This is a genomic window from Luteibacter sp. GL_149 (assembly GCF_057834065.1).
Map to the genome: position 1 here is coordinate 4,014,769 of NZ_CM174395.1, position 20,232 is coordinate 4,035,000.

Here is a 20,232-nt window from a genome sequence, read left to right on the forward strand (position 1 = left end):
TACCAGCCTCAGACCGCGATGCGGGCCGGGAGTTCGGGAAGAGTGGGGGCGGCCGGCACGGCGTCGAAGCCAAACTGGCGGGAGAACTGCTCCACCAGCACGTCTTCCACGTCCGCCAGTCGCGACGGACCGCCCAAGTCTAGCACCTGCGTGACTTCCAAACCCTTGTAGCCGCAGGGGTTGATGCGGTGATAGGGCTCGAGGTCCATGTTCACGTTGAAGGCCAGCCCGTGGAAACTGCACCCGCGCCGGACGCGCAGCCCGAGCGCTGCGACCTTGGCGCCGGCCACGTAGACGCCGGGGGCGCCTTCGATGCGTTCGGCACCGATATTCCATTCGCCGAGGGTGTCGATGATGGCCTGTTCGATGCGATTAACCAGTTCGCGCACGCCCACGCCCACGCGGCGCAGGTCGATCAGGGGATAGGCCACGATCTGACCGGGACCGTGGTAGGTCACCTGGCCACCGCGATCGACCGGCACGACCGGGATGTCTCCCGGCGTCAGTACGTGCTCCATCTTTCCCGCCTGCCCCAGCGTGAAGACCGGATCGTGTTCCAGCAGCCACAGCTCGTCGACGGTGTCGTCCGTGCGGTTATCCGTGAAGGCGCTCATCGCCTTCCAGATGGGCTCGTAGGGAACGCGGCCCAGCCGGCGCACATTGAGGGGTAAGGACATGGGGAATGACCTGGGTGGGTGCTCAACGTGTGAATTTGCGGGCTTGGGGGGTGCGATACAAGAGGACAGATGCTCTCTGTGGGAGCGCGCTTGCGCGCGAAAGCCAGCGGAGCGGTGAAGCCGAGAGTGACGTCGCGAGCCCGGAGTTCGGGCTCGCGACGCAAGCTATCCACTTCATCGCTCCGTTGGCTTTCGCGCGCAGGCGCGCTCCCACAGGGGTTTCGCAGGCATATTGGCTGGATTACAGCGTAAAGCGGATGTTTTCGTCCGCCTTGAGAGCTGCGTGCGCCTCGTCGTATTTCTCGCGCGTGGGCGCCACGAAGGTGACCGTGACCGACTGGTAGTTGCCCGCCGGGGTCTTCTTCGTACTCAGCGTCTCGTGCAGCACCTTTAACCCCATGCCGGCGAGTATCTCCGGAACGCGCACATCCAGGCCCTTGTCGGCAGCGCCGATGGCCGTGATTTCGAATTCGCCGGGGAACTGGAAGCCCTGGTCCGGACGCTTTATGGCGTGCAGGTCGATGTGCTGCATCTGAGAGCCCTCTTACTTTTTGTCTTTGTCGCCGTCGCTGTGGAACCACAGCATGATCGTGTCCCACAGGCGCGAGAAGAAGCCACCTTCGGGCGCATCGGCCAAGGCGACCAGCGGCGCGGTGATGACGGGCTGGCCGTCCAGGGTCACGCGCAGCGTGCCGACCTGCTGGCCCTTCTTGAACGGGGCGATCAGCGTGGCGGGGATATCGAGGTTAGCCTTCAGCTTGTCGTAGTCGCCGCGCTTGACCGACACCATGGCGTCTTCGGCCACGCCCAGGGCGATGGTGTTTTCGGCGCCCTTCCAGAGCTTGGGCGTGGCGAGCGGCTTGTTGGCTTCGTACAGCTTGTGGGTTTCGTAGAAACGGAAACCGTAGTTGAGCAGCGCCAGCGCAGCGTCGGCGCGACCCTTCTCGCTACCGGCACCCATGACGATGGCGATCATGCGGGCGTCGCCCTGCTTGGCCGAGGCGGCGAGGCAGTAGCCGGCGGCGGCGGTGTGGCCGGTCTTGATACCGTCGACGGTCTGGTCGCGCCACAGCAGCAGGTTACGGTTGTGCTGCTTGATGCCGTTCCATTCGAATTCCTTGACCGCGGAAATCGCGTAGTCCTCGGGGAAGTCGTGGATCAGCGCACGGGACAGGATCGCGATGTCGCGCGCGGTGGTGAAGTGATTGGCGACCGGATAGCCCGATGCGTTCTGGAACTGGCTGTGTTCCATGCCCAGCTGTTTCGCATACGCGTTCATCAGGTTGGCGAACGCGGGCTCGGAGCCGGCGGTGTGCTCGGCGAGCGCAATGGCGGCGTCGTTACCCGACTGGATGATCATGCCGTACAGCAGATCTTTCAGTGGCACCTGACTGTTGAGCTTCAGGAAGCTGGTGGAACCGTCGGTGCCCGCACCGCCGCCACGCCATGCGTTTTCGCTGATGTTGACCGGGTCGGCCATGTGGACCTTGCCGTTGGCCACTTCGGCCGACACGACGTAGTCGGTCATGACCTTGGTGATCGAGGCGGGCTCGACCTGCATATCCGGTTCTTTCGAAGCGAGGATCTGGCCAGTGGTGTAGTCCATCAGCACCCAGCTCTTGCCTTCCACATCCGGCGGCGGCGGCACCGGCGCTTCCGGCACCACGGGGCGCGGGACAGTCGGACGGGGCGGCGTCTGTGCGACGGTGACGCCAGCGATCAGGGCGACCGCGGCAAAGGCGAAAAGTGAGCGGGGCAGCAGGGTCATTGTTTCGGCAATCCAAGTGAAGTCTGAAGAAATCGTGCGGCTCTTCGAGGCCGCTCAAAGCGGGTCAGTCTACCGCGACCTGCGGCCTGGGCAGGCCCATATTGGCGATCTGGTCGGTCACGCGATCGGCGGTGTCCACGTCGGCCAGAGGTCCGACCCGCACCCGGCGCACGCTGCGCCCGTTGATGCTGGCCTCCACCACACTGACCGGCCCGAGGCCGGCCCGGTTCAACTGGTCGGCAACGCGGGCGGCGTTGGACATATCCGAAAATGCGCCAACTTGCAGATAAATAGAGGGTTTTGGCTCTACGACCGGCGCATCCGGTGGCATCGGGCCAGCCGGAACCCGCGCGGGCTGCCCCACCGTGGACGGGCCAGCGACGATGGCCGTGCCCGAAAGTGTGGCCGGCATGGTCTGAACGGCGGACGGTGGCGGCGCACTGACCACGGGACGGGGAACGACCGGCGGCGGCGCGACGGGCACGGGGCGAGGAGGCGGCGCGGCGACGAAGGCCGGAGGCGCGTCGTCGCCGGGATGCTGGGGATCGATGGCCCGCACTTCGACCAGACCCGTACCCTTCGGCCAGACGCCCAGTTTCACGGCGGCGGCGAACGACAGATCGATGATGCGATTCTCGTGGAAGGGCCCGCGATCGTTGATACGAACGATGACGCTGCGCCCGTTCTCGAGATTGGTCACGCGCGCGTAGCTCGGCAGCGGCAGGGTCTTATGCGCGGCCGAGAACTGATACATGTCGTACTCCTCCAGACTGGAGGTTTTATAGCCATGGAATTTGTTGCCGTAAAACGATGCGATGCCGCGTTCGACATAACCGCGCGGCGACGGCAGCACGTTATAGCTTTTGCCCAGCACGCTATAGGGCGACTTATTGCCGTACAGCGCGCGCGGTTCGACCTTGGGAACCGGCTCGGGCAACTTGCTGACGTCGGGGACATCGGTCGGCACGCTGTCGTTGTCGACGCTGTAGCGCGAGCTTTGCGATTTGCGGATGTCGTCGCTACGTCCCGATCCGCTACGCGACGAGGAACCGCTGGCATGCGAGCCTTTCGAGGGCCGCGCGTTACGCGATCCACCGCAGCCCGCGAGTAGTGCCACCAGCGCGCAAAGCAGTAACAGACCGGCGACGCGGCCGATCCGCCGTGACTGGTTTGGCTCCCTCCCCGCGCCGCATCGCGTCATCGTCCGGAATCCGCTCCATGGGTGCGCTCGCGGATGGCCTGTGCGAGCTGGTCGACGGCCATGGCGTAGAGCGGACTGCGGTTATAGGTGGTGATGACGTAGAAGTTCTGGAAGGTGAACCAGTATTCGTCGCCGGACACGCCGTCGAGCCGGACCAGCGCGGCATCGCGACCCGGTGCCAGGTGCTGCACCGGCGCGTAGCCTTCGGCCATGTAACGCTCGACCGGTGCGGTCGGACGATAGTCCTTGGGGACATCGGGTGCGATGGCGCTGCGATCCGGCTGGGCGCGCGCGGCGACGGGGCCGCCCGCTTCCCAGCCGTGCTTCGCGAAATAGTTGGCGACGCTTTCGAAAATGTCGGGCATGGAGCCTTTCATGTCGATGCGGCCGTCGTGGTCGCCGTCGACACCGTAGTCGCGGATGCTCGACGGCATGAACTGACCCCAGCCCTGCGCGCCCGCATACGAACCGGTGAGGGTGTCGAGCGGACCGGCGAGATGGTTGTCCGGCAGGATCAGCAAGGCCTTCAGCTGTTCGCGGAAGAACGGCGCGCGCTTGGGGTAATAGAACGCCAGCGTCGACAGGGCGTCCAGCACCTTGTACTTGCCGGTGTTGCGGCCGTAGAAGGTTTCCACGCCGACGATGGCCACGATGTATTCGGGCGGCACGCCGTACTTTTTACCGATGCCGTCGAGCAGCGCGCGGTGTTCCTGGTAGAAATCCGCACCGGCGGCGATGCGCTGCTCGGTCAGGAAGATCGGGCGATAGTCCTTCCACGGCTTGCCTTCGGCGGGCCGGCTGATCGCATCCAGAATGCTCTGCTGCTTCTTCGCGCCATCCAGGAGCGCGGTGAGTTTTGCCGGACTCTTGCCGGTTTCCTTCGCCACTTCCTTGACCAGTTGCGCTTCGCCCGGATGCGTTTCGGCATGCGCGGTGGCGGCAATCAACGAAAAGACGAACATCGCGCCGGCGAGGCGGCGGATCCGGTTCGTGGCGGGGCGTGCGCTGCGCGCTATCGAGACATCATCCATGCGCCGAAGCGTAGCACGCGTTCTCGCGCTTTCCGGGCCATGAATGTGGCTTTGTTCAGGCATCACTCGTGCAGCTTGCGGTTCGCATGGATGGACATCAGCACGCCGAATCCGACGAGCAGCGATACGGCCGACGTACCGCCGTAACTGACCAGCGGCATTGGCACGCCGACGACGGGCAACATGCCCGCGACCATGCCGCCGTTGACCACGACATATACGAAAAAGCTCATGCCGATGGCGCCAGCGAGCAACCGCGAATACGTGTCGCGCGCGTTCATGGCGATCCACAGGCAGCGGCCGATGATGAACGCGTAGAGCACGACGATGGCGCAGACGCCCACCAACCCGAACTCTTCGGAAAACACCGCGAAAATGAAGTCGGTGGTGTGCTCGGGCAGGAATTCCAGACGCGACTGCGTACCCTGCCCCCAGCCCTTGCCGAAGACGCCGCCGGAACCGACCGCGATCTTCGACTGGATGATGTGCCAGCCGTTGCCCAGCGGATCGGACTCGGGATCGAGCAGCGTGCGCACGCGATTGCGCTGGTATTCGTGCAGGAAGGTCCAGGCCACCGGAATGGCCGCGCCCACGGCCGCGAGCAGCGCACCGATGCGCCACCAGGCCATGCCGGACAGGAACAGCGCGAAGGCGCCCGCCGCCGCAACGAGCAGGGCCGTACCCAGGTCGGGCTGTTCGGCGATCAGGCCCGCGGGAACAGCGATAAGCAGCCCGACCACGATGATGTCCTTCCAGCGCGGCGGCAACTGCCGGGGATGCAGGTACCAGGCGACCATCATCGGCATCGTCAGCTTGAGCAGCTCCGACGGCTGGAAGCGCATGAAGCCCAGATCCAGCCAACGGTACGCGCCGCGGCCTTCGCCCAGCACGGCAACCACCACGAGCAGGGCCGTGCTGCCCACATAGAGCCACGGCGTCCACGACCGCAGCACCGGCGGAGGAATACGGGAAATGATGGCGAGCAGGACGCCGCCGAGGGCGAAACGCGCGGCCTGACCGCCCACCAGCGACAGGTTGCCGTTGCCCGCGCTGTACAGCGTGGCCAGACCCGCACAGCCCAGCATAAACAAGGCAAGCAACAGCGGCAGGTCAAGCCGCGGACGCTTGAGCAACCGAAGCCCGAAACGGCGCATGCGTGCCGGAATGCTGGCGATCATGGCGTGTCTCCGGTGGATTCGGCGTCGGCGGGCACATCGGCGGGCGCACCGCCCGGCGCATCGGACGGGGACGAACTGCTGGGCGCGGGTTCGCGCTCGGCGTCGGGCACCGGTTCGGTGGTGACGGCATCGATCGGGCCCGGATCGGTCGGCCGCGGGCCGCCATGCTCCACGACCCATTCGTCGAGAATTTTGCGCGCGATGGGGCCGGAATCTTTCGCACCCCACGCGCCCGCTTCGAGCACGACGGCCACGGCGATGCGCGGATCTTCCGCTGGCGTGTACGCGATAAAGAGCGCGCGGTGACGGGTCGCCAGGTAAGCGAGATTCTTGTTTTCGTTGTAAGCGTTGGTGGTACGCGAGAAACGTTCCGCCGTGCCGCTCTTGCCGGCGATCACGTACGGAAAGCCCTTGCCCAGGCCCTTACCGGTACCCGTGCCGTTGATCACGGCGATCATGCCCTGGTCGACCGCGTCCCAGTCGGCCTGTTTCTTGATGATCGACTCGCCGGGCGGGAAGCTCTGCGCTACGCGCGGACTATCGACGCCATCCTGGGTATCTAGCAGCAGGTGCGGGGTATACGGGATGCCCTTGCCCGCGAATGTCGCCGTGGCATGGGCCAGTTGCAACGGCGTGACGGACCAGTAACCCTGGCCGATGCCGGCGATGACGGTTTCGCCCGGGTACCAACCCGCTTTGCTGCGCGTGGCCTTCCACTCCCGCGACGGCAGGATGCCTTCCACCTCGCCTACCAGATCGATACCGGTCTTGCTGCCAAAGCCGAACTTGCTCATCCAGCCACTGAAGCGATCGATGCCCATGTCGAGCGCGAGTCTGTAGAAGTAGGTATTCGTCGACTTCTCGATGGCGCGGACCATATTGACGACACCGTTGCCGCCGCGCACATCGTCGCGATAGCAACGGGACTGTCCCGGAATACAGAACTCGCCCGTCGACAGCACCGTGTCCGAAGGGCGGCGCAATCCAAGCTCCAGACCGCCCAGGGCAATGAACGGCTTCACCGTCGAGCCGGGCGGATACACGCCGCGCAATGCACGGTTGTACAGCGGCTTCTCCGGCGCAGTCATCAGCGCGGTGTAGTCGGCATGGCTGATGCCGTTGACGAAGAGATTGGGGTCGTAATCCGGCACGCTGACGAAGGTCAGCACCTGACCGTTGCGCGGATCGATGGCGATCGCGGCACCCGATCGGCCCGCGAACGCTTCCTCGGCGACTTTCTGCAGCCGAACGTCGATGCTGAGGTAGATGTTCTTGCCAGGGGTGGGCGGCGTCGTATCGAGCACAGCCTGGGTGCGGCCATCGGCATTCACTTCGACCAGCTCGTAGCCCGGCGTGCCGTGCAGCAGGTCTTCGTAGTAGCGCTCGATGCCGATGCGGCCGACATGCGTCGTGCCTTTGTAGCGCGCTTCGTCCAGACGGTTGAGATCGTCGGCGTCGATGCGGCTGACGTAACCCACGACATGCGCCATACGCGCACCCTGGGGATAGCGCCGCGTGAGATAAGGCACGACGTCCACGCCGGGGAATCGCCAGCGATTCACGGCGAAGCGGCCGATCTCGTCCTCGGTGAGCTTCAGCTTCAGAGGGATGCCGTCGAAACGCCGGCCAGCCTTCGCCTGCTTCTTGAACGTCTCGATGTCGTCGTCGCTGATCGGCACGACGTTGCCCAGCCGCGCGAGCATGCCGTCCATGTCCTTGATCTGCTCGGGCGTGACTTCCAGCCGGAAGGCCGGGACGTTATCGGCCAGCAGCACACCGTTGCGGTCGTAGATCAGGCCGCGCGCGGGCGGAATGGCGCGCGGCTTGATGCGGTTCTGTTCCGAGCGCGCCGCGAACTCGTCGTGGTGCGTCACCTGCAGGTAGACGTAACGGCAGATCAGTGCGGAAAGCCCGAGCAGGATCAGCCCGAACCCGGCCAGCGCGCGGCGCCTGAAAAGCGCCACTTCGCCGCGCATTTCCTTGATGGATGCGCGCCGCGTGCTCATGCCTCGTGGATGCGCAGTCGCGCACGGAGGTCGTCGAGGATAAGGAACAGGAACGGCCAGATCGCCGCGCCGACGAAGGGCGATATCCAGTATTCGGCGGGCGGCAGCGCGTCGCCGCCCAACACTCGAACCAGCAACAGCAGCACGCGATCATTGAGCAGGAAGGCGAGCACGGCAAGCGACTGCTGCCACATCGGGAAGAAACGCAGCCGCGAGCGGAAGCGCAGCGCGATGAAGACCATCGCCGTCAGGCGCAATGCCTGTTCGCCGAGCAGCACGCCGTCGAACAGATCGGCGCCCACGCCGATGCAGAAAGCGAGCCCGAGCGTCACGCGGTCGCCCGATTGCAGACACCAGTACAGCAGCACCAGCGCGGGCCAGTACGGTTTCAGCGGCGGCAGCGGCGACGGCAGCGGAATGAGCATGAGGAACAGCGACGCGAGCAAGGTCGCGACGAACCACAGGAGACGAACGCGCTGACGATTCACGGATTCACCGCCGGCTGGGTTGTCGTGGCGGTAGACGCGCGCGTCGGCACGGGCGTCGTGGTGGGCGATGTCACGCTGGGCAGGGTCGCCGCCGGCGGCGCGACTGGCATGGCCATGTCCGCGGGCGGCCCTGCGACAGGCGCGGGCGGCGGCGGACCGGCGGGCTCGGCGAGATCGTGCAGCAGCAGGACGTCCTCGCTGCGATCCAGATCGGCGGCGGGACGAGCCTGCGCCGAGAGAAACGTGCCCGATGGCGTCTGCGCCACATCGCGGATTTCGCCGACGGGAAATCCGGGCGGGAAGCGACCGCCGAGGCCGGAGGTGACGAGTTTGTCGCCCTCCCGAACATCGGACGACACGGGAATATTGGGCAACACGAGCATGTCGCCCGCGCGGGAGCCATAGGCGATAGTCCGCAGCCCCGTGCGCTCGATGGTGACGGGAATGGCGTGGTTCGGATCGGTGATGAGCATGGCCACGGATGTGGTGGGCATGACATCGACCACCTGCCCCATCACGCCGCGCGCGTCGATGACGACCTGACCGGGCTTCACCTGGTCGCGGGCACCGACGTTCAACACAATGCGATGCCGGAAGGTACCGAGGTCGACGCCGATCAGGCGTGCCAGCTGCACGTTGAGATTGAGGCTGTGCTGGGTGTCCAGCAGTTCCTTCAGGCGCGTGTTCTGCTCGGCGACGGATGCCATGCGGTTGAGCTTGGCATTGGCCAGCAGCAGATCCTCGCGCAGACGCTGGTTCGACTCGGTCAGGCGCTGGCGATCGGCGAAAGCCACCGTGGCAGCGTGGAAGCCCTGCGACGGCAGACCCGCGATGCGATAAACCGGCTCGACGACCAGCGACAGTCCGTAGCGCACGTTGGCCAGCCAGCCGCCGCGATGGTCGAGCACCATCAGGATGCAGGCCAGCGCCAGGTACACGATGAGCTTCAGCGTACCGGCGACGGACCCGGCAAACAGCGGCGAGGAATCGTCCCTGTTCAGTGCCATGACGTCAGCACGCTCCGGACGACACGACGCCCGCCGCGAAGCGGCGCGTCGGATCGGTGGACGACGAGGCGGGAAGCGTGGGATGCATGTAGGCTCTGTACCCAGGCCGGCGGGCGCCGGACGGCGAACGCGGTATTACGAAGGATTGCGGATGCGGATGCACACCCGGCTTTGGCGAGGACGACGGGACGCGCGATGAGCCCCGTCGTCAGCACCGATCACTCGAACGCGAAGAAATCGCTGCCGTGCTGGTCGATCATCTCCAGCGCCTTGCCGCCGCCACGCGCCACGCAGGTGAGCGGGTCGTCGGCCACCATGACGTGCAGGCCGGTTTCTTCGGAGATGAGACGATCCAGGTCACGCAGCAGCGCGCCGCCGCCCGTCAGGACGATGCCGCGCTCGGCGACGTCGGAGCACAGCTCCGGCGGCGTCTGCTCCAGCGCGGCCTTGACGGCCGCCACGATGCCCGACAGGGGCTCGTGCAGCGCTTCCAGCACTTCGTTGGAATTGATGGTGAACTGGCGCGGCACGCCTTCGGCGAGGTTACGGCCGGAGATTTCGATCTCGCGGACTTCGCTCTGCGGGAAGGCGCAGCCGATTTCCAGCTTGATGCGCTCGGCCGTGGATTCACCGATCAGCGTGCCGTGGTTGCGGCGCACGTAGTTGATGATGGCCTCGTCGAAGCGATCGCCACCGACGCGCACCGACTGCGAGTACACGATGCCGTTCAGCGAGATGACCGCCACTTCGGACGTACCGCCACCGATATCGAGCACCATCGAGCCACGCGCCTCGTGCACCGGAATGCCGGCGCCGATGGCGGCCGCCATCGGTTCCTCGATCAGGAACACGTCGCGGGCGCCGGCGCCTTCGGCCGATTCCTTGATGGCGCGGCGCTCCACCTGGGTGGAACCGCAGGGCACGCAGACCAGCACGCGCGGGCTGGGACGCAGCATGCGCGAGCGGTGAACCTGCTTGATGAAGTGCTGCAGCATCGCCTCGGTCATAGTGAAGTCGGCGATGACGCCGTCCTTCATCGGACGCACGGTGGCGATGTTGCCCGGCGTTCGACCCAGCATGCGTTTGGCATCGGTGCCGACGGCGGCAACCGTGCGCGGGCCGCCCGGTCCACGATCCTGGCGGATCGCGACGACGGATGGCTCGTTAAGGACGATCCCCTGGCCCCGCACATAAATCAGCGTATTGGCCGTGCCGAGATCGATGGAAATGTCGTTGGAAAAGAGTCCGCGAAACTTCTTAAACATGATGCGGCAGGCGCCAATAGCGGGAAAAAGTAAGCGTGGCAGTCTAGTTTGGCGCCCCTCCCCACGCAAGGGCGAAGAAGTTAAGAAAGCCTTGTAAGTCTGAATGATGCGAGCATGTTCTCTGTCGCTCGCGTAATTCTGTACGTACTTCGATATCGCCACATGGAGCCATTCCGGGTAGGATTGGAACCTTTGCCGGGCCTTCGAGCCCGCCACCCGCGGCAGCAGGGGTCTGCGCCGCCTCAACCGATATTGGGTCGCCTACGCATGACAGCCGTTATCTGCGGTTCCTTGGCTTACGACACCATCATGGTGTTCCCGGATCAGTTCAAGAATCACATCCTTCCGGACAAGGTTCATATCCTGAATGTTTCGTTCCTCGTGCCGCGCATGCGTCGCGAGTTCGGCGGCTGCGCGGGCAACATTGCCTACAATCTGAAACTGCTCGGCGGCAATCCGATGCCGGTGGCAACCGTTGGCCAGGACTTCGCGCCGTACCGCACGCATCTGGTCAACTGCGGCATCAGCCTGGACAACGTCCGTCAGTACGACGACCAGTTCACGCCGCAGTGCTTCATCACCACCGACCTGGATAACAACCAGATCACCGCGTTCCATCCGGGCGCGATGTCCAGTGCTCATGAAAACCACGTGCGCGATATTGCCGACTGCGAGTTCGGCATCGTTGCGCCGGACAGTCGCGATGCGATGCTCCAGCACGTGGACGAATTTGCGGCGCGCGGCGTGCCCTTCATCTTCGATCCGGGCCAGGCGATGCCGCTGTTCAACGGCGACGAGTTCCGCTCGATGATCGAGAAGTCGACGTATGTCATCGTCAACGATTACGAGTCGCAGCTGCTGCAGCAGCGCACGGGCTGGAGCGCGACGGAAATCGCTTCGCACGTCACGGCGTATATCGTCACGCAGGGGCCGCGCGGTTCGCTGATCCACACCGCCGGCGACGTCATCGAAATCCCGCCGGCACGCGAGCGCCAGGTCGTCGATCCCACCGGCTGCGGCGATGCTTATCGCGCGGGTCTGATCTTCGGCATTATGAAGGGCTACGACTGGAAGACGGTCGGCCGCATGGCGTCGTTGATGGGTGCGTTGAAAGTCGAGCATCCGGGCACACAGAACCAGAGCTTTACGTACGAGCAGTTCGCCAGCGAGTTCACCGAGCAGTTCGGGTATTCGTTCGCGTAACGCGTCGGTTCGATGCGATGCGATGAAAAAGGCGATGCTTTCGGGCATCGCCTTTTTTATGGGTTTTGCATCTTCGCTCCGTAGGCTTCGCGCGCAGGCGCGAAGCCTACGGAGCGGTAAAGCGGCTTACTTCACCCGGAAGCCCATCGTCGCTTCCACCGCCTGCTTCCAACCCGCATACAACTCCTCACGCTGTTGCTCCGGCATGGTCGGCTTGAAGCGCCGGTCCACCGCCCACTTCTTGGCGATTTCTTCCTGACTGGACCAGAACCCCGTCGCCAGACCCGCAAGATAGGCAGCACCCTGCGCTGTCGTTTCCTGCACTTCGGGACGCAGCACGGGAATGTTGAGGATGTCCGCCTGGAACTGCGCCATGAAGTCGTTGGCGATAGCGCCGCCGTCCGCGCGCAGCTCCTTGACCGGAATGCCCGAGTCCGTTTCCATGGCGGCGAGCACGTCGCGCGTCTGGTAAGCCATCGACTCGAGCGCTGCCCGGATGAACTGCTCCTTCGTCGTACCGCGCGACAGACCGAACACCGCGCCGCGCACGTCGCTGCGCCAGTAAGGCGCCCCCAGTCCTACGAATGCCGGCACGAAGTACACGCCGTCGCTGTCGCGCGCGCGTTCGGCATACGATTGGGAGTCGCTGGCCTTGCCGAGCATGCGCAGTCCATCGCGCAACCACTGGATCACCGAACCGGCGACGAAGATGCTTCCTTCCAGCGCGTACTCGACCTTTCCGTCGATGCCCCACGCGATGGTCGTCAACAGTCCGTTCTTCGACGTGACGGCTTTCTCGCCGGTGTTCATGAGCATGAAGCAACCGGTGCCATACGTGTTCTTCGCAAGACCCGGCTCGAAGCATGCCTGACCGAAGAGCGCCGCCTGCTGATCGCCCGCGACGCCGGCGATGGGTACTTCGCGACCGAGGAAATGCTGCGGCAACGTCGTTCCGTATACCTCGCTTGACGAGCGCACCTCCGGAAGCATCGCCCGCGGAACATCGAGCATCTTCAGTAGCTCGTCGTCCCACTCCTTCGTGTGGATGTTGAACATCAGGGTGCGGGACGCGTTGGTATAGTCCGTCACGTGCGCCTTGCCACCCGTGAGGTTCCAGATAAGCCACGTATCGATCGTGCCGAAAAGCAGTTCGCCCTTCTCGGCTCTCTCGCGGGCACCCTCGACGTGATCGAGTATCCATTTCACTTTCGTGCCTGAAAAATAGGCATCGATGAGCAATCCGGTTTTCGCGCGAACCATGTCTTCGTAGCCATCGGCCTGAAGCTTGTCGCAGATATCACGCGTCTGTCTGGACTGCCAAACGATCGCGTTATAGATGGGCTGCCCCGTCGCTTTGTCCCATACGACAGCGGTTTCGCGTTGATTGGTGATGCCAATGCCAACGATGGATGCGGCATCGACACCTGCCTCGTTGATCACTTCCGTAAGCGTCACCAACACGCTCGTCATGATCTCGCGCGGATTGTGTTCGACCCAGCCCGGCTGCGGAAATATCTGCGTGAATTCGCGTTGCGCCATACCTGCGACGCGCCCGTCGTGATCGAAAAGCATCGCACGGGAACTGGTAGTGCCCTGATCGATAGCGAGAATGTATTTTTTCTTGGTCACGATAAGTCCTCGAATTAGCCGGCAATGGCGCGATAGGTGAAGGCGGCGAGCAACGCACCGATAACGGAGCCCACGATAGGCACCGGTGCATACCCCCAGTCGGAACCGCCTTTGCCGGGAATGGGAAGTAGCGCGTGCGCGAGGCGGGGACCGAAATCGCGGGCGGGATTGATGCCGTAGCCAGTCGGTCCACCGAGCGACATGCCGATAACGACAACCAGCAGTGCGACGCCGATCGGCGCGAGACCCGCGGAAAGGTTATTGCTGCCGATCGCGAGTACGCAGTAGACAAGAACGAACGTGCCGATCACTTCGGTGAGGATGTTGGAAGGCAACGAACGCACGGCGGGAATGGTGCAGAAGACGCCGAGTTTGACCGTTGGATCCGCCGTGCCGGCCCAATGCGGAAGGTACGTCAGATAGACAAGGACGGCTCCGGTAAATGCACCGGCGAACTGTGCGGCCATGTAACCGGGCACGAGAGCCCAGCTCAGTTTGCCGATGGAAGCCATCGCAAGCGTAATCGCAGGATTCAGATGCGCGCCACTCGCTGCGGCAACGTAGATGCCCATCAACACCGCCAGACCCCATGCCCAGGTAATGACGCTCCAACCGGCGTCCTTTGCTTTGGAGTCTTTCAACAACACGCCGGCAACCACGCCGTCGCCGAGCAAAATCATAATCATGGTGCCGAGGAATTCACTTAGATAGACCGACATGGACGCACTCTCCTGTATCCACTCAGACGGCACGATCGCACTGTGCCATCTGGCCAAGGCCCGGAACGCCAGCCGTCCGGATCCACTCACTACGCACGCGCTTCGCCCGTGGAGCGACGCGCGCCCTCTTCGTTCAACTTGTCTACGGGGCGCTCACGCGCTCGTGGCGATTTTCTTTTCGTCGAGGTAGCGCGCAAGACGCTCGACCTCGGCGGGAACCAGACGCAAACCGAGCTTGCTTCGACGCCAGAGAATGTCTTCGACCTGCGTTGCCCATTCGTGTCTGACGAGGTAATCCACTTCGGCCCGATACAGGCCGCCGCCGAAGTGCGGACCGAGCGCTTCCAGTCCCGATGCTTCGCCAAGGAGATCGCGCGCATGCGTGCCGTAGCTATGCACCAGTCGCCATGCCAGATCTTCCGGTAACCATGGGCGATCCGCGCGAACGTCGGCAAGTAACGCATCGATGTCGAACTCGCCGCCGCCAGGCAGAGCGTGTCCCGCGCCAGTCCATGCCGGTTGGGGATTCCCCAACGCCGGGCCGAGAAGATCGACGGCTTCCTCGGAAAGCTTCCGGTAAGTCGTGAGCTTTCCGCCGAACACATTCAACAACGGCGGCCCGTTTTGATCGAGTTCGATGTGGTAATCGCGGGTTACTTCCGACGCGTTGCCGCTCTTGTCTTCAAGCAGTGGCCGCACTCCGCTGTAACTCCACACCACATCGGCAGGCGTCAGACTGCGCTTGAAATAGCGGTTGGCCGCCTCGCAAAGATAGGACGTTTCTTCCGCGTCGATGGCCGGATGCGCCGGATCGGCACGGTATTCGATATCGGTGGTGCCGATGAGGGTGAAGTCGCGCTCGTAGGGTATGGCGAAGACGATGCGGCGATCGGGCTGCTGGAAAATATACGCGTAGCGATGTTCGAACAGTTTCGGCACCACGATGTGGCTGCCCTTGATCAAACGCAGTGCATGGTCGTGCTTTACATGGGCCACGTCGTCGAGAAACGACGAGGCCCAGGGACCGGTCGCATTGACGAGCGCGCGCGCTCGAACGATACGCCGGCCTCCCTTCTCCGATTCGAGCTCGACGATCCATTCCGTACCGTCGCGTTTCGCACTGACACAACGCGTGTGCGTGAGTATCTCGGCGCCACGCCGTGAGGCATCCATCGCGTTGAGAACCACGAGCCGCGCATCCTGCACCCAGGCATCGGAGTAAACAAAACCCACGTGGAACTCGTCGCGCAGCGGTTCGCCGGCGACGTGCTTACTGAAGCGAATGCGCCGCGAACCCGGCAACGTGCGGCGGCCACGACCGAGATGGTCGTAAAGGAACAGGCCGATGCGAATCATCCAGGCCGGACGCAGGTGGGGCTGATGCGGCAGGACGAAACGCAGCGGCCAGATAATGTGTGGCGCCGCACGTAGCAATACTTCGCGCTCGGCGAGGGCCTTGCCTACCAGTGCGAACTCGAACTGTTCGAGGTAGCGCAAACCACCGTGGATCAGCTTGGTGCTTGCGCTCGACGTATGCGACGCGAGGTCGTCACGCTCGCAAAGGACGACCGACATCCCTCGTCCCGCCGCATCGCGCGCGATGCCGGCGCCATTGATGCCGCCACCGACTACCAGTACATCGACCTGCTCGATCATTCACCACTCCGAAGGCAAGGCTTACGACGGAGAAGGCCGTCGACCGGGAGAACCATACGCCAGGGAACGTTCGATTTATGAGATAAATGAAAATTGTAAGCGGCAATATTTGCGTATGACACGCATATTTCGCCATGACCGAACGTTATCGATCATATTCGAACATTTACAAACATCGCACGCTGCAGTGCAGCGGAGCCACGGGTGGCGCCGGGCGGGATGGCTGGCGGAGAGGGAGAGGCGCCGACTTCAGTCGGCGATATACAGGTGCGTTCCTGCGGTCTCGAGAAACGCCGCGAGCGGTTCTGGCGGGGCCTGATCAGTGAACCAGGCGTCCACGCGCGAGAGCGATCCGAGTCGCACAAGGGCGTTGCGTCCTATCTTCGTGTGGTCGGCGGCCAGATAGACCTGGCGCGAATGCTCGATGATCGCCTGGGCCACGCGAACTTCCTGGTAGTCGAAATCGAGGAGCGTTCCGTCCAGGTCGATACCGGAAATGCCGACGATGCCGAAGTCCACCTTGAACTGACGGATCAGCTCGATCGTCGCTTCGCCCGTCACGCCATGGTCCCTTCCCCGAACGACACCGCCCGCGACGATCACCTCGAACGACGGGTTGTCGCTCAGCATGATCGCGACATTGAGGTTGTTGGTAATGACGCGAAGACCTTTGTGCGCGAGCAATGCGCGCGCTACGTCTTCGTTGGTCGTCCCGAGATTGATGAAGAGCGATGCGCCATCGGGAATGTGCCGCGCAAGTAGCGCGGCGATGCGTTGCTTCTCGGCTTGCAGGAGGCCTTTTCGTGCGTTGTAGGCCAGATTCTCGACGCTCGAGGGCGGACTTACACCGCCGTGATAGCGACGTAGCAACCCGGCGTCGCACAGCATCGCGAGGTCGCGGCGGATCGTCTGAGCCGTTACGTCGAAATGCACCGCCAGTTGCTCGACGGCAACGAAGCCCTCGCGTTGAACGAGAGCAATCAGTTCTTCCTGGCGGCGATTGAGTGTTGGATCCATCGTTCTCAGAGATAGGTGCGAACCGCAGCGACATCATGACCGCTGCGGCTCGCCATGTCATTCCCGGGACTTAGTGCGGTGCGCCAGAGCGACTCGCTGCTGGCTGCATGACGCGATCGATGAAGCCGAGGGCAAGCGCGGAAACCACGAAGGTCAGGTGTAGCAGAATCTGTCACATGATCACGCTGCCATCGAGGTTTTTCGCCTTGATGAATGTGGCCAGGAGATGGATCGAGGAGATGCCGATGATCGCCATCGCCAACTTTACTTTCAGGACGGTGGCATTGATCAGGCCGAGGACCGTGAGCATGATCGTCGTTTCGGCGCTCTGGTCGGCAACCGCGGCATCGATACCGCCATGCAGAAGCGAGGTTTCGATCAGGTGCCAGAGCTCACGCAGGAACTGCACGACGTAGATGGCCTGAGCAAGGATCAATCCGAGATAGAGCGGCAGCTGCAGCCAGCGCGAAGAGAAGATCAGGTAAGACATCAGGCCTAGGCGGTTGGAGCGTTGCATTCGGTATCTCGTGTTTCTGGGTAATCTCTGATGATAACGGGTGAGCGTAAATTCTTGCGGTTTTATTGTGGAGAAGCAACGCGGTAAACCGGTTCTCCGTGGAAACGCAGGCAAAGAAAAACCCGCCACGATGGCTCGTAGCGGGTGTTTCAAGATAAAGCCCCTGGCGGTGACCTGTTGCGGGTCGTTTCCGATGGAAACGCAGGCAAAGAAAAACCCGCCACGATGGCTCGTAGCGGGTGTTTCAGGATAAAGCCCCTGGCGGTGACCTGTTGCGGGTCGCGCGCGAAGCGCGCACCGGCAACAGCCGCAAAGACGAAGGCCTCCCCGATTGGGGAGGCCTTCTAGATAAAGCCCCTGGCGGTGACCTACTCTTGCATGGCTTAAGCCACACTACCATCGGCGCATGCGCGTTTCACTGCTGAGTTCGGGATGGGATCAGGTGGTACCACGCCGCTATGGCCGCCAGGGAAGGGGTGGGAGCAGCGCGTAAGCGCCGGCTCCACATAGGGTGTAAACGAGTGACAAGCGTCGAGGTGAAATGTCTCGGGATAAGGCTAAGACGAACGAAGCGTCTTGGGGTTATATGGTCAAGCCTCACGGCTCATTAGTACACGTAAGCTCAATGCATTGCTGCACTTCCACACCGTGCCTATCAACCACCTAGTCTTGATGGTGCCTTTAGGAGAGTCAAGCTCTCGGGAGATCTCATCTTGGGGCGTGCTTCCCGCTTAGATGCTTTCAGCGGTTATCACTTCCGTTCGTAGCTACCGGGCAATGCCATGGGCATGACAACCCGAACACCAGCGGAACGTCCACTCCGGTCCTCTCGTACTAGGAGCAGCCCCCCTCAAATCTCCAACGCCCACGACAGATAGGGACCGAACTGTCTCACGACGTTCTGAACCCAGCTCGCGTACCACTTTAAATGGCGAACAGCCATACCCTTGGGACCGGCTACAGCCCCAGGATGTGATGAGCCGACATCGAGGTGCCAAACACCGCCGTCGATATGAACTCTTGGGCGGTATCAGCCTGTTATCCCCGGAGTACCTTTTATCCGTTGAGCGATGGCCCTTCCATACAGAACCACCGGATCACTAAGACCTACTTTCGTACCTGCTTGATCCGTCGATCTCGCAGTCAAGCACGCTTATGCCTTTGCACACAGTGCGCGATGTCCGACCGCGCTGAGCGTACCTTCGTGCTCCTCCGTTACTCTTTGGGAGGAGACCGCCCCAGTCAAACTACCCACCATACATGGTCCCCGATCCGGATTACGGACCTAGGTTAGAACGTCAAGCACTTCAGGGTGGTATTTCAAGGATGGCTCCACCCGAACTAGCGTCCGGGTTTCATAGCCTCCCACCTATCCTACACAGAAGAACTCAACGTTCAATGTAAAGCTATAGTAAAGGTTCACGGGGTCTTTCCGTCTTGCCGCGGGAACGCTGCATCTTCACAGCGATTTCAATTTCACTGAGTCTCGGGTGGAGACAGCGCCGCTGTCGTTACGCCATTCGTGCAGGTCGGAACTTACCCGACAAGGAATTTCGCTACCTTAGGACCGTTATAGTTACGGCCGCCGTTTACTGGGGCTTCGATCAAGAGCTTCGCCTTGCGGCTGACCCCATCAATTAACCTTCCAGCACCGGGCAGGCGTCACACCCTATACGTCCACTTTCGTGTTTGCAGAGTGCTGTGTTTTTGATAAACAGTCGCAGCGGCCAGGTTACTGCGACCCCTCGATGCTCAGTCACGCACGTGACCACACCAAGAGGCGCACCTTCTCCCGAAGTTACGGTGCCATTTTGCCTAGTTCCTTCACCCGAGTTCTCTCAAGCGCCTTGGGATTCTCACCCTGCCTACCTGTGTCGGTTTGCGGTACGGTTTTTCTATAGCTGAAGCTTAGTGGCTTTTCCTGGAAGCGTGGTGTCAGTCACTTCGTCCTCATAGGACTCGTCTCGGTGCTCGGCATAAAGTATCCCGGATTTGCCTAAGATACATGCCTACCGCCTTTCCCCAGGACAACCAACGCCTGGTAGACCTAACCTTCTCCGTCCCCACATCGCACTATAGAAAAGTGCAGGAATATTAACCTGCTTCCCATCGACTACGCATTTCTGCCTCGCCTTAGGGGCCGACTCACCCTGCGCCGATGAACGTTGCGCGAGGAAACCTTGGGCTTTCGGCGGGGGGGCTTTTCACCCCCCTTATCGTTACTCATGTCAGCATTCGCACTTCCGATACCTCCAGCAGACTTTACAATCCACCTTCACAGGCCTACGGAACGCTCCTCTACCGCGCACATCTTAAAAGTTGTGCACCCCGAGCTTCGGTGTATAGCTTAGCCCCGTTAAATCTTCCGCGCAGACCGACTCGACCAGTGAGCTATTACGCTTTCTTTAAAGGATGGCTGCTTCTAAGCCAACCTCCTGGCTGTCTATGCCTTTCCACATCGTTTTCCACTTAGCTATAACTTGGGGACCTTAGCTGCGGGTCTGGGTTGTTTCCCTTTTCACGACGGACGTTAGCACCCGCCGTGTGTCTCCCGTGTATCACGTGTTGGTATTCGGAGTTTGCCATGGTTTGGTAAGTCTCAATGACCCCCTAGCCATAACAGTGCTCTACCCCCAACAGTGTTCGCACGAGGCGCTACCTAAATAGCTTTCGAGGAGAACCAGCTATCTCCGAGTTTGTTTAGCCTTTCACTCCTATCCTCAGCTCATCCCCATCTATTGCAACAGATGTGGGTTCGGTCCTCCAGTGCGTGTTACCGCACCTTCAACCTGGCCAAGGATAGATCACTCGGTTTCGGGTCTACTGCCAGAGACTATTCGCCCTATTCAGACTCGGTTTCCCTTCGCCTC

The 20,232-nt window shown here is 62.3% G+C and carries 16 protein-coding genes and 2 rRNA genes (1 of these 18 only partly in view); 1 reads left to right on the forward strand and 17 read right to left on the reverse strand.

Annotated elements, in window-relative coordinates; translation table 11 throughout:
- Positions 1 to 8: 8 nt before the first annotated feature.
- The 10 genes from lipB to AC3IR3_RS17765 all read right to left on the reverse strand — a co-directional run bounded on the left by lipB (position 9) and on the right by AC3IR3_RS17765 (position 10,621).
- Positions 9 to 677, reverse strand: coding sequence for a lipoyl(octanoyl) transferase LipB (gene lipB, locus AC3IR3_RS17720; RefSeq protein WP_132146966.1), 669 nt, complete (start codon positions 675 to 677; stop codon positions 9 to 11).
- A 241-nt stretch (positions 678 to 918) separates the two neighbouring features.
- Positions 919 to 1,209, reverse strand: a complete 291-nt coding sequence (locus AC3IR3_RS17725; protein WP_489194088.1) for a DUF493 family protein — start codon at positions 1,207 to 1,209, stop codon at positions 919 to 921.
- A gap of 12 nt (positions 1,210 to 1,221) precedes the next feature.
- A complete protein-coding gene (locus AC3IR3_RS17730) occupies positions 1,222 to 2,445 on the reverse strand; it encodes a D-alanyl-D-alanine carboxypeptidase family protein (RefSeq protein ID WP_489194090.1) in 1,224 nt (407 codons plus the stop codon).
- Between the two features lie 64 nt (positions 2,446 to 2,509).
- Positions 2,510 to 3,646, reverse strand: a complete 1,137-nt coding sequence (locus tag AC3IR3_RS17735) for a septal ring lytic transglycosylase RlpA family protein (RefSeq protein ID WP_489194092.1) — start codon at positions 3,644 to 3,646, stop codon at positions 2,510 to 2,512.
- Positions 3,643 to 4,677, reverse strand: coding sequence for a lytic murein transglycosylase B (gene mltB / locus AC3IR3_RS17740; RefSeq protein WP_489194093.1), 1,035 nt, complete (start codon positions 4,675 to 4,677; stop codon positions 3,643 to 3,645). Before mltB ends, AC3IR3_RS17735 begins: the two co-directional genes overlap by 4 nt.
- A 62-nt stretch (positions 4,678 to 4,739) precedes the next feature.
- Positions 4,740 to 5,855, reverse strand: a complete 1,116-nt coding sequence (gene rodA, locus AC3IR3_RS17745) for a rod shape-determining protein RodA (RefSeq protein ID WP_489194095.1) — start codon at positions 5,853 to 5,855, stop codon at positions 4,740 to 4,742.
- Positions 5,852 to 7,861, reverse strand: coding sequence for a penicillin-binding protein 2 (gene mrdA, locus AC3IR3_RS17750; RefSeq protein WP_489194096.1), 2,010 nt, complete (start codon positions 7,859 to 7,861; stop codon positions 5,852 to 5,854). The genes rodA and mrdA overlap by 4 nt, the downstream gene beginning before the upstream one ends.
- On the reverse strand, positions 7,858 to 8,286 hold the full coding sequence (gene mreD, locus AC3IR3_RS17755; protein ID WP_489196959.1) for a rod shape-determining protein MreD: 429 nt from the start codon (positions 8,284 to 8,286) through the stop codon (positions 7,858 to 7,860). The genes mrdA and mreD overlap by 4 nt, the downstream gene beginning before the upstream one ends.
- Positions 8,287 to 8,345: 59 nt before the next feature.
- Complete coding sequence (mreC, locus tag AC3IR3_RS17760) at positions 8,346 to 9,356, reverse strand: rod shape-determining protein MreC (protein WP_489194097.1); 1,011 nt, start codon at positions 9,354 to 9,356, stop codon at positions 8,346 to 8,348.
- 218 nt (positions 9,357 to 9,574) lie between these two features.
- The gene (locus AC3IR3_RS17765) at positions 9,575 to 10,621 is read right to left on the reverse strand and encodes a rod shape-determining protein (RefSeq protein ID WP_132146939.1); all 1,047 of its coding nucleotides are present in this window, start codon (positions 10,619 to 10,621) and stop codon (positions 9,575 to 9,577) included.
- A 267-nt stretch (positions 10,622 to 10,888) separates the two neighbouring features.
- Here AC3IR3_RS17765 and AC3IR3_RS17770 point away from each other — a divergent pair, with 267 nt between their 5' ends.
- On the forward strand, positions 10,889 to 11,824 hold the full coding sequence (locus AC3IR3_RS17770) for a carbohydrate kinase family protein (protein WP_489194099.1): 936 nt from the start codon (positions 10,889 to 10,891) through the stop codon (positions 11,822 to 11,824).
- A gap of 126 nt (positions 11,825 to 11,950) precedes the next feature.
- Here AC3IR3_RS17770 and glpK read toward each other — a convergent pair whose 3' ends face one another.
- The 7 genes from glpK to AC3IR3_RS17805 form a co-directional block, all read right to left on the reverse strand.
- Positions 11,951 to 13,396, reverse strand: a complete 1,446-nt coding sequence (gene glpK / locus AC3IR3_RS17775) for a glycerol kinase GlpK (RefSeq protein ID WP_489196960.1) — start codon at positions 13,394 to 13,396, stop codon at positions 11,951 to 11,953.
- 71 nt (positions 13,397 to 13,467) lie between these two features.
- Positions 13,468 to 14,172: an MIP/aquaporin family protein gene (locus tag AC3IR3_RS17780; protein ID WP_489194101.1), complete on the reverse strand. Its 705-nt coding sequence runs from the start codon at positions 14,170 to 14,172 to the stop codon at positions 13,468 to 13,470.
- Positions 14,173 to 14,325: 153 nt separating this feature from the next.
- A complete protein-coding gene (glpD, locus tag AC3IR3_RS17785) occupies positions 14,326 to 15,828 on the reverse strand; it encodes a glycerol-3-phosphate dehydrogenase (RefSeq protein ID WP_489194103.1) in 1,503 nt (500 codons plus the stop codon).
- 249 nt (positions 15,829 to 16,077) lie between these two features.
- Positions 16,078 to 16,845 (reverse strand): DeoR/GlpR family DNA-binding transcription regulator, encoded by a 768-nt coding sequence (locus tag AC3IR3_RS17790; RefSeq protein WP_132146924.1) that lies wholly within the window; start codon positions 16,843 to 16,845, stop codon positions 16,078 to 16,080.
- A gap of 172 nt (positions 16,846 to 17,017) precedes the next feature.
- The gene (locus AC3IR3_RS17795; protein WP_489194105.1) at positions 17,018 to 17,362 is read right to left on the reverse strand and encodes a YqhA family protein; all 345 of its coding nucleotides are present in this window, start codon (positions 17,360 to 17,362) and stop codon (positions 17,018 to 17,020) included.
- Positions 17,363 to 17,717: 355 nt separating this feature from the next.
- Positions 17,718 to 17,832, reverse strand: a 5S ribosomal RNA gene (gene rrf, locus AC3IR3_RS17800).
- Between the two features lie 116 nt (positions 17,833 to 17,948).
- Positions 17,949 to 20,232, reverse strand: a 23S ribosomal RNA gene (locus AC3IR3_RS17805); it runs 601 nt beyond the window's last position.

Bases quoted from the DNA above. Each gene is read 5' to 3' on its own strand.
- lipB (WP_132146966.1), bottom strand. From the start codon at position 677: ATGTCCTTACCCCTCAATGTGCGCCGGCTGGGCCGCGTTCCCTACGAG.
- AC3IR3_RS17725 (WP_489194088.1), bottom strand. From the start codon at position 1,209: ATGCAGCACATCGACCTGCACGCCATAAAGCGTCCGGACCAGGGCTTC.
- AC3IR3_RS17730 (WP_489194090.1), bottom strand. From the start codon at position 2,445: ATGACCCTGCTGCCCCGCTCACTTTTCGCCTTTGCCGCGGTCGCCCTG.
- AC3IR3_RS17735 (WP_489194092.1), bottom strand. From the start codon at position 3,646: ATGACGCGATGCGGCGCGGGGAGGGAGCCAAACCAGTCACGGCGGATC.
- mltB (WP_489194093.1), bottom strand. From the start codon at position 4,677: ATGGATGATGTCTCGATAGCGCGCAGCGCACGCCCCGCCACGAACCGG.
- rodA (WP_489194095.1), bottom strand. From the start codon at position 5,855: ATGATCGCCAGCATTCCGGCACGCATGCGCCGTTTCGGGCTTCGGTTG.
- mrdA (WP_489194096.1), bottom strand. From the start codon at position 7,861: ATGAGCACGCGGCGCGCATCCATCAAGGAAATGCGCGGCGAAGTGGCG.
- mreD (WP_489196959.1), bottom strand. From the start codon at position 8,286: ATGCTCATTCCGCTGCCGTCGCCGCTGCCGCCGCTGAAACCGTACTGG.
- mreC (WP_489194097.1), bottom strand. From the start codon at position 9,356: ATGGCACTGAACAGGGACGATTCCTCGCCGCTGTTTGCCGGGTCCGTC.
- AC3IR3_RS17765 (WP_132146939.1), bottom strand. From the start codon at position 10,621: ATGTTTAAGAAGTTTCGCGGACTCTTTTCCAACGACATTTCCATCGAT.
- AC3IR3_RS17770 (WP_489194099.1), top strand. From the start codon at position 10,889: ATGACAGCCGTTATCTGCGGTTCCTTGGCTTACGACACCATCATGGTG.
- glpK (WP_489196960.1), bottom strand. From the start codon at position 13,396: ATGCTTTTCGATCACGACGGGCGCGTCGCAGGTATGGCGCAACGCGAA.
- AC3IR3_RS17780 (WP_489194101.1), bottom strand. From the start codon at position 14,172: ATGTCGGTCTATCTAAGTGAATTCCTCGGCACCATGATTATGATTTTG.
- glpD (WP_489194103.1), bottom strand. From the start codon at position 15,828: ATGATCGAGCAGGTCGATGTACTGGTAGTCGGTGGCGGCATCAATGGC.
- AC3IR3_RS17790 (WP_132146924.1), bottom strand. From the start codon at position 16,845: ATGGATCCAACACTCAATCGCCGCCAGGAAGAACTGATTGCTCTCGTT.
- AC3IR3_RS17795 (WP_489194105.1), bottom strand. From the start codon at position 17,362: ATGCAACGCTCCAACCGCCTAGGCCTGATGTCTTACCTGATCTTCTCT.